This is a genomic window from Synergistaceae bacterium (assembly GCA_017540085.1).
Taxonomy (GTDB): domain Bacteria; phylum Synergistota; class Synergistia; order Synergistales; family Aminobacteriaceae; genus JAFUXM01.
The window spans coordinates 83,451-91,674 of sequence record JAFYBQ010000013.1; the positions used below are offsets into that span (position 1 = coordinate 83,451).

General features: G+C 47.1%; 10 protein-coding genes. 4 read left to right on the top strand and 6 right to left on the bottom strand.

Going from position 1 to position 8,224, the window contains the following annotated elements:
• The first annotated feature begins 8 nt into the window (after window positions 1–8).
• The gene (locus tag IKQ95_02695) at window positions 9–1,388 is read left to right on the top strand and encodes an LCP family protein (protein MBR4195603.1); all 1,380 of its coding nucleotides are present in this window, start codon (window positions 9–11) and stop codon (window positions 1,386–1,388) included.
• Between the two features lie 237 nt (window positions 1,389–1,625).
• Here IKQ95_02695 and IKQ95_02700 read toward each other — a convergent pair whose 3' ends face one another.
• Window positions 1,626–2,393: an SWIM zinc finger family protein gene (locus tag IKQ95_02700; protein ID MBR4195604.1), complete on the bottom strand. Its 768-nt coding sequence runs from the start codon at window positions 2,391–2,393 to the stop codon at window positions 1,626–1,628.
• 461 nt (window positions 2,394–2,854) lie between these two features.
• Between IKQ95_02700 and IKQ95_02705 the strand changes: the two genes are divergently transcribed.
• The 3 genes from IKQ95_02705 (at window position 2,855) to IKQ95_02715 (ending at window position 3,774) form a co-directional block, all read left to right on the top strand.
• Complete coding sequence (locus IKQ95_02705; GenBank protein ID MBR4195605.1) at window positions 2,855–3,031, top strand: hypothetical protein; 177 nt, start codon at window positions 2,855–2,857, stop codon at window positions 3,029–3,031.
• On the top strand, window positions 3,015–3,503 hold the full coding sequence (locus IKQ95_02710; protein ID MBR4195606.1) for a hypothetical protein: 489 nt from the start codon (window positions 3,015–3,017) through the stop codon (window positions 3,501–3,503). The genes IKQ95_02705 and IKQ95_02710 overlap by 17 nt, the downstream gene beginning before the upstream one ends.
• Before the next feature lie 82 nt (window positions 3,504–3,585).
• Window positions 3,586–3,774, top strand: coding sequence for a hypothetical protein (locus IKQ95_02715; protein ID MBR4195607.1), 189 nt, complete (start codon window positions 3,586–3,588; stop codon window positions 3,772–3,774).
• Window positions 3,775–4,092: 318 nt separating this feature from the next.
• Here IKQ95_02715 and IKQ95_02720 read toward each other — a convergent pair whose 3' ends face one another.
• From IKQ95_02720 to IKQ95_02740, 5 genes are all read right to left on the bottom strand, one after another.
• A complete protein-coding gene (locus IKQ95_02720; protein ID MBR4195608.1) occupies window positions 4,093–4,320 on the bottom strand; it encodes a transposase in 228 nt (75 codons plus the stop codon).
• Window positions 4,321–4,576: 256 nt separating this feature from the next.
• Window positions 4,577–5,053, bottom strand: a complete 477-nt coding sequence (locus tag IKQ95_02725) for a hypothetical protein (protein ID MBR4195609.1) — start codon at window positions 5,051–5,053, stop codon at window positions 4,577–4,579.
• A complete protein-coding gene (locus IKQ95_02730; GenBank protein ID MBR4195610.1) occupies window positions 4,980–5,417 on the bottom strand; it encodes a hypothetical protein in 438 nt (145 codons plus the stop codon). The genes IKQ95_02725 and IKQ95_02730 overlap by 74 nt, the downstream gene beginning before the upstream one ends.
• The gene (locus IKQ95_02735; protein ID MBR4195611.1) at window positions 5,418–6,986 is read right to left on the bottom strand and encodes an AAA family ATPase; all 1,569 of its coding nucleotides are present in this window, start codon (window positions 6,984–6,986) and stop codon (window positions 5,418–5,420) included.
• A gap of 20 nt (window positions 6,987–7,006) precedes the next feature.
• Window positions 7,007–8,224 (bottom strand): transposase (locus IKQ95_02740; GenBank protein ID MBR4195612.1); only part of this gene is annotated, 1,218 nt, incomplete at its 5' end.

Below are 8,224 nucleotides of genomic sequence, written 5' to 3' on the forward strand. Positions count from 1 at the left end.
TACATTTTATGAGAGTGCTAAAGATTTTGGGAATAATATTCATGGTAGTAGCCTCTGCCGTAGGGGGTGCGGCACTCCGCTTGATGGAAGTCCTGAATGACCCTAACCCCCTCCCGATTCCGAAAGCGTCCCAGCAAAAAGCCGGGCTTCCGCAGCAGATTTCCCGCCCCGAAAGCGCGTCAGTAGCCCCGGAATTAGCGGTAGGCGAGGCAAAAAAGCAGGACTCAGCACCAAGAAGCACCGTCAATGTTCTTATTGTCGGCCTCGATAACGTTGAAGGCGGCTCACGGACGGACGCTATTGCCTTGGCGATATTCGACGCGGAGAACAAAGCCCTGCGGATAGCGTCAATCCCAAGAGACTCGCGGGTGTATATTCCCCGGCGGAGCTGGGACAAGATAAATCATGCCTATGTTTACGGGGGGATTAACCTTCTCCGGGAGACTATCGTGAATCTTACGGGGCTGCCCGTGGATTATTTCGTCAAAATCAACTACAAGAGCTTCCCGCGAATCGTTGACATACTCGGAGGCGTTGACATTTACGTGGAGAAGAGGCTTCATTACAACGACTATTCCGGCAAATTATTCATAAACATTCCCGCGGGCCGTCAGCACATGGACGGGAAAACGGCACTGGGCTATGTGAGATTCCGCCATGATCCTCTGGGCGACATAGGGCGCGTGAGGAGGCAGCAGAATTTCATTGACATCATGATGAAGAAGATAAAGACTCCTGCGATTTTGCCGCGTATACCGGCGATTGTTACGGAGCTTTACGACTCTATTGACACGGATTTAGCACCGCTTGAGGCATTGAAGCTCGTGCAGTTCGCCAACTCATTATCGCCTGACAGAATCAAAATGTTCATGGCACCGGGGCGGACTGGGTCAAGCAAAAATATAAGCTATTGGATTCTGGACAACAAAGCATTCTCGCTACAGCTTGCGGCGAAATTGCCACCGTCAGAAAACATCCCTGAAGACGGCGAAACGGTAGAGCTTGACTTCACGCCTGAGCCTGTAGACATGTCAGCATTTGACAGCAACAAGATAGCCGAACTCAGAGATCAGATAATGAGCATAAGAATCCTCAACGGAGACGGCGAAAAGGGAATCGGCAGGCGCGCCCAGCAGATATTTCAGCGCATAGGGATAGAAGTCCCCTACACAGGAAACGCACGGCACTACGATTACAGGTCATCGAGCATAATATATCCCCCTGACAGCGACGAGTCCGTGAGGCAGGGCGCAAAGGCTCTCGCGGAATTGTGCGGGATAAAGAACGAGAGACTCATTCAGCCCGACAAGAGAGCCACTTCACTGACGCTCATACTCGGCCATGACAAAGAGGAATTATTCAGGAGGCTTGAGCCGCTGAACTCATAACAAAAAAGCGGTGCTGTATCATTTGCGGCATCGCTTTATTCTTTAGGCGCAGAGATTACGCGGGACATTATTTTTCATTTTCCGGGCGAGGATATTAACCTGTCAGCGAGTGAGAGCTTGAAGATTTTGTGTGTGTGAAAAAAAAATGGAGGCGGGGGACACCGAATAAAAATCCACAAATACACCTGTAATCAATAATTTAACGATAAAACGCAGAATATCTTTCTACGGTTTTTTCTACGGCAGAAAGTTTACTAATATCGCAAGAAACATAATCACTCCTACAAGACTGTACGCTACTCCTTTCATGAAGGCTTTGACTCTGTTTTCACTGTTGAGCATAACCGCGTCAATCCACGACACAAACGGCACAACAGCTCCGTACAGCCACCATTTGAACGCGGATTTTTCTCCCTTGCGCTTTGCCGTCATCGCCGTAAGAATCCCTGCAATCACGAACGCTACAGGAAAGCACATCGCAGGTTTATCACCCCTAACTGCCAGAAGCGTAAACGCTACTGCCCAGAAGCTAAAGAAACAGCACAGTGCATACTTCAGCAGCTTGGTGAATATTCCAGATGATTTCTTTTCGGCAGGTGCAGTTCCAGTAATGGGAATTTCTCTCACGGACTCAGTAGTTACGGCAGGCAGTTCTTTTACTGGTCCTGAATGAGCTGCGTATTCTTGCGGGATTGATTCTGATTGTTCAACTGGCGAACCGGCTGATTCATAGCGGGTAAATTCCATTGTGTAATCACGCTCGCCACGCGAAAATCTCTCGGACTTCATTAACCCTAACTCATCAGCAAGCCGGAATATATGCTTGCACGGTTTCCGGCGTTCTTCAAAGTCAGGGCATGTACACATATCAAGTGAAGTCTCGTATGTCCTTACACCGTAGCTTGTTACAGATGTGAACGTTGCCCGCGCCTTTTCCCGGTCAAGTGAGGAAAGTATTACGCCGTGTGAACGCTTGCGCCTCGTAGCTTGTTCAGGGGATGTCAAAAAACTTGCAGGCCATTTCCGCCAGCTGCATTCGGGGCATTTCGCAATACCGCGAGGAATTGATTTCCCGCAGATTATGCACTTATTCCCGATTGATGAATAGTTAGATGATATTTCCGAGTCGCCTTCAAGATAGCCCGCTGTGGTCTGAAGAATTTTTGCGAGGGCTTGAAGATTACTTTTCTGCGGGCTGGTTAATCCATGCTCCTCTTGAGAGTTTTCTTGCCGTATCCGTCCCTTGTGTTGCCCGCTGCGCGTCCTTCGTCTGTGTTATTGAGGTGGAAATCCATCTCGGCGTTAAGGATTCGTTCTAACAGAGCCTCTTTTGGGATTGTGGAAAGAAATCAAGCAAAAACAGGAAAAACGAAAGAAACACAAACACCATTAATACGGCTGAGAATGCGAATGATATAATTATTAATAATTTCACACAACTAAATTTGCATACAGGAGGGACAGCGATGAATACATATTTCAGCCGTGAGCTTGTTGAGCAGGTTAATTCGCGCATGACATCAAGGCGTGTTCAGTCTAGCGTTGTTTCACCTCAAGTTCGCTCCTATGTTGAGCGCAAAACTACACAGGAATTATCAGATGCTTTGTCTTTTGCTTGGAGGAAAAATGCAGGTAACCGATAACTCAGAGCATAGACCTTACAGCAAAGTGTATAGCTTGCTTGTTCATGGTGAAGATGATTTAGTAGGACACATTGCGTATGCGATTTACAAGCAGCAGAAAATCGAGAAAATAACGCGGTTTACGACACGAAATAAGCGTCCACCTACAGATGAAGAGCTTGCGTCTTTCATGGAGAATGCAGAATCAGAAAAACAGCTGCGTTTTTACAATGACAGGGCTGTAAGTATTCTGAAGGATTTCCTTGAGCAGTCGCTTTCGGCAGAGGTTGAGGAAATTAACTGCAAGAACAAGGCAGAATATGACGCTAAGGTAAGAGACCTGTTAGCGAGTTTGCGTCCTAAAGGTTTCATGTATGGAGTGTGGCAAGGGGGATTTGCCTCGTTTATATTTTTCGCGGCTGGTATTTTTCTTTTGCTTGCGACAGGAGAATGGGCGCGTATCGGACAAGCACTGATGCAACTTGCTCAATAACGTTTTGAATGAATTGCTCCCTTCGGGGGGCTTTTTTTATGGGCAAAAACATTAAAACGCTATAACAGACGGAGGAATTTTTATGCAGATATTCTTTTTGGTGTTATTGGTTGTGATAATCGTGATGTTGTGGGTAATTACCAAACAAGGACAGATAATAATGAAACTCAACCACGAAATTAACATGCTGAAACTGGAAATGAAAGGCAATGAGGCAGTTAATGCCGTAACATTCGCACTTAAAAAGAAAAAAAAGAAGATGAAGAGATGATAAAAATTGACATAGATTTGTTCTTACTGTGCTGGTTCATATGGACGTATTTTAGGGATTGCAGACGGACAAACGAACTTGGAACAAAAATAAGCTGGCTGGAGGAAAAATTGAGATGGCATTAATCAGAGGTGAAACATGACAACAACGACAACCATCAAGGAGCAGATTCACATAGCCGAGTCCCGATTAGCCCTCTACTACAAGGCGGAGAAGGCAATTTTATCGGGGCAGAGCTACGAAATTGAGGGATTGAAGCTGACCCGCGCAAACCTTAAGGACGTTCAGAGCATGATAAACACTCTCGAAAGCAAAATTTCAAGGAGTGGACAGTTCAAGGTGTCCGAAGTTGCTCTTGAGCGTTTTCCTGCCGTATCCGTTCCTTGTGTTGCCCGCTGCGCGTCCTTCAGCGGTGTTATTGAGGTGGAAATCCATCTCGGCGTTAAGGATACGTTCTAACAGAGCCTTGCTTATCTGAGTGATGATGCCCTCTTTGCCCCATAAATCGTCTTGAGTTTTGACCCCTACGAGCATGGCATCGAGCAAGTCGTTGCTGATCTTGAGTTTTTTCCTGTCTAGCTTCTTCCATTATGCTTACCTCCTGTGTATTTTCCTCTTACACAGTTCATTGTACAGTCTCTCGGCGTTACGATTAACGCGCCTTATTTGGTCATTCATACCGCTTGAGCCGTATACCGCGCTTTCGTTGATGGCAACATTCAATCAGGCACGCCTCGTTCCGTTAGTGAATTTTGAGCCTCTCAATGGATTATCGCCATTGTGCCATACTACCGTCACTGTCTCATACTATGCCTATTCCAAGTGTTCGAGCCAATTTCAGGATTGCGTCTTCAGCTAGTCGGCTGTATCTTACTATCTTTTCAAGCGGTTCACCGCCCATCAGCATATCCGCTGCCACACGATATTCCACTTCTTGACGTTCTTGCGCTAATACTTTTTCTTGGTCATATTCTGTAAGAAACATACCCTTCACCTCCGCCTTGTTCTGCAACAGAAATCTCTTTATCACAAATTCATCAGGCATTTCTTCTATCGCCGCGTCTATTGCCGCCTCAAGATTTCTCATCGTACGTTGAGTTTCTCTGATTGCCTCCACAAGCCACGCATATTCGCTCAATGGTTCACACGCTTCCATGAGTGCCATGTTCTTGCCGTAGTTGATGTTCAGCATCGTTACTATGACTTCAATGTCCCCCCTCGCCTCCGAACGCCTCACTCTGACGCAGGATTTTTTGCTCAGGCTGATTGCCCGTTCCATTGTAGAAGCATACACACTTCGGGCGCGGCGCAGGTTGCAACACGCTGCTGTATGGGTAGTAATCACTTCCGGCTATATATTTCTCGTACAATTTGGCCGCGTACAGCAGGAATCTCATCGGCATATTCGGATTGTACGTACTCTGATGTTCCCAAAGGTTAAGCGCGTCTACGATAATGAAAGAGACATCGTTTTTCATGCCCAGATACACAGCGTCTTCGATTGTGTTGTACTCTATATCCTCTGGATTGTCGTAGTTTGAACCGTTAACCGCGTTGTAAAGCGCAAGCGTCCACTCTCGATTTGCCGGATTGCCGAAAAGGTATTTGAATACCCTGTCTTTATGTTCGTCGTTCACTGCCAACTATCTCGCCTCCCTATTTTCTGCGTCTGTAACAAGTACCGCCGTAATTATCTCGCGCCCATCGCCACCGTAACTCTCCGCATAACCGCGCTCCACTATCTGCTGTGCGCCTACACGTTTCATCTCTTCGACACCCGCGCTCGTTTTCGATAACTTGAACTCAAGTACTACTGTCAGATTCTTGAATTGGATCACCACATCAGCGCGTCCCTTTGAGGTATGAGGCTCACTGTACGAGATTATTCCAGCACCACGCAACAGCATTACGAACATTGAGCGATACCAGAACTCATTTCTGGGGTTGCGCTCTTTGCTACCCGGAGTCGTGTAGTCATCGTAGGCCACTCCCGCAAGCGCAATGTTATACAGCCTCACGATTTCAGGTATATCTCCCTCACGCAATGCCTTCCAGATTTGATTGCCCAGAAGCGCGTAACCTTCTACTCGGTATACCAGCTTCAGGTACATGCTTGACAGCGAGTTCCTCACTTCCCGATTCGGGTAATCAAGCGTCAATAACTGCTCTTCTTTCTTCTCGATTGTCAGATAACCGCTCTGGTACAGGAAACTTGCCGCGTCCGCCTGCTCTATCTCCTGTGCGCTTATGAAGTCATTGCTGTTGATTACTATGTGCCGATACTCTTCGGGGTCTAAGATTTGGTGTTCCTTCATCCATTCTACGATGAATGACGGCGAGCCGCTCTCGTACCAGTAGTTTCGGAACTCTCCCTTCTTCAGGCATTGCAGGATTGAGAACGGATTGTACAGCCTCGTTCGACCGTCAAAGCTGAAGCCGTCATAGTAATCTCTCAGACGCTCAATTAGCTCATCACGAGGTATTCCCATGTCCGCTGAGGCCGCTTCAAGCCAGCCCGCAAAATAGTACTCCAATTCCCACTGCGTGTAACCTGCTATATCGCCGCAACTTTTGTCCATTGATATATCCTCAAGGTTATTCATGGCCGAGAACACGCCCATCTTGCTGAATTTCGATATTCCCGTTATTAACACAAAGCGCAGGTACTCGTCGCAACTCTTCAGCACCGTGTAGAATGAGCGCAATACTTCTCGCATTTCGTGCGCTTTCCTTATGTCTGAGAGATTATCCAGTATCGGCTTGTCGTATTCGTCTACAAGCACTACAACCTGCCCCTGAGATGATATTTCCTCGATTAAATCTATTAATTTGCCCGTCATGCTCTGACTATGTAATTTTACTTTATTCTTTCGGGCTGTTCGCTCTATCATTTCGCTTAATGCCTGTTCTATCGTTACTGAGTCTGTTAGTTTCAACGACGATATATCGAACCTCAGCACTGGTGAAGGATTCTCTGACTGTCGTGTAACCCATTCTTCCGCCGCAAGTCCCTTGAAATACTCTTTGCGCCCCCTGAACATCGCGTCTAATGTCGAGAGCATCAACGACTTTCCGAATCGGCGGGGGCGTGAGAGAAAATACCGCTCTCCCTGTTCGATAAGTTCAAGCAATTTCCCCGTCTTATCAACATACAAGTAATTCTGTTCCCTTATCTTCACAAAGTCCTGTACTCCTATCGGCAGCTTTTTCATTCTCCGTCAGCTCCTTTACATCAGAATATATTATCTGCTGCGTTGTCCTCGATTGCATCCTCGCGCTGGAAGTACTCGCGAAGCACTTGCGTTGACCTGTGGTCTGTTTGGTTCATTATAGAACGTTCCGTTTTTCCCTGCCGGATTGCCGTCGTTACAAACCCTGAGCGCAGGCTGTGCACTGTCAGGTCTAATGATAATCCTGCTTTCGCCGCTGTCTGTTTCACTATCAACCGTACACTCTGCGGGGTCAGGCGTTCCTCCGTCATATGCTCTCCCTTCAATATTCGTGTGAACAGTGCGCCCTCTGAACCGCGAATTTTCAGCCACCTCTTTAACAGCTCCGTCGGTGATACAGTTTTATCCTGACTCGGAAATATCGCCTTCATCATTCCGCGACCCTCTTGGTCGGTCTTCGAGCGTTTCAACTCAATTAATACGATTTCCTGCTTTTCGCGAAATACCCACTTCAGATGCTCAACATCTATCGCGCACAACTCTGAACGCCGAAACGCCCCTGCGACCCCCAGCGCAATTATCGCTTTGTCCCGAATATTTTTAGGTGAATTGTCATCGGGGATCGATTTCAGAAGGTAGCGCACGATTTCGACTGTCGCTGCGTCATGCTTCTTATGCGCCGTTCCGTATTCTCGCCGAAATCCCTCCAGTACTTTCTTCACCAACAGGCTCTCCGTAGGCGAATTTAGTCCCTGCGCCTTGTGCGTCGTCGAGATTGCTGCCATTGTCTGAGTTATTGTCGCATTCGATAATCCGTCTCTAGCCATGTCCGTTATGTATATCGCTAGGATTTCTGGCGCAATCGGACACGAGGAACTCAATCCCTTCTCATTGCACCAGTTCACAAATCGTTTCAGGCGTGAGGTGTATGCGCGTCGCGTCTCTGAGGCTACTGAGGCCTCAACAAGATAACGAATCCTGCCGCTGTAATCGGATAAATCAGGCACGTCTGGAGTATATTTCTCAACCGTAACAAGTGAATTATCTGCATCTATAATAATTATATTATAATACTTATAATACTGATACGGAGGCGATCCGTATTTCAAACTGTTCCGAACAAGATGAACTATGCACAGCTGAATGTCCGATTTGGGGAACACCCCTTTTATCGCATCTGGAAATCCTGTTAGGCCGTCCACGCAGAACACAAATACGTCTTTTACTCCTCTGTTGTTCAATTCTGTGAGTACCTGCGCCCAGAATGACGCTCCTTCATG

What these genes read in the sequence shown, in the direction of transcription:
- IKQ95_02705 (MBR4195605.1), top strand. Translation starts at nt 2,855, where the DNA reads ATGAATACATATTTCAGCCGTGAGCTTGTTGAGCAGGTTAATTCGCGC.
- IKQ95_02710 (MBR4195606.1), top strand. Translation starts at nt 3,015, where the DNA reads ATGCAGGTAACCGATAACTCAGAGCATAGACCTTACAGCAAAGTGTAT.
- IKQ95_02725 (MBR4195609.1), bottom strand. Translation starts at nt 5,053, where the DNA reads ATGGAACGGGCAATCAGCCTGAGCAAAAAATCCTGCGTCAGAGTGAGG.
- IKQ95_02715 (MBR4195607.1), top strand. Translation starts at nt 3,586, where the DNA reads ATGCAGATATTCTTTTTGGTGTTATTGGTTGTGATAATCGTGATGTTG.
- IKQ95_02735 (MBR4195611.1), bottom strand. Translation starts at nt 6,986, where the DNA reads ATGAAAAAGCTGCCGATAGGAGTACAGGACTTTGTGAAGATAAGGGAA.
- IKQ95_02695 (MBR4195603.1), top strand. Translation starts at nt 9, where the DNA reads ATGAGAGTGCTAAAGATTTTGGGAATAATATTCATGGTAGTAGCCTCT.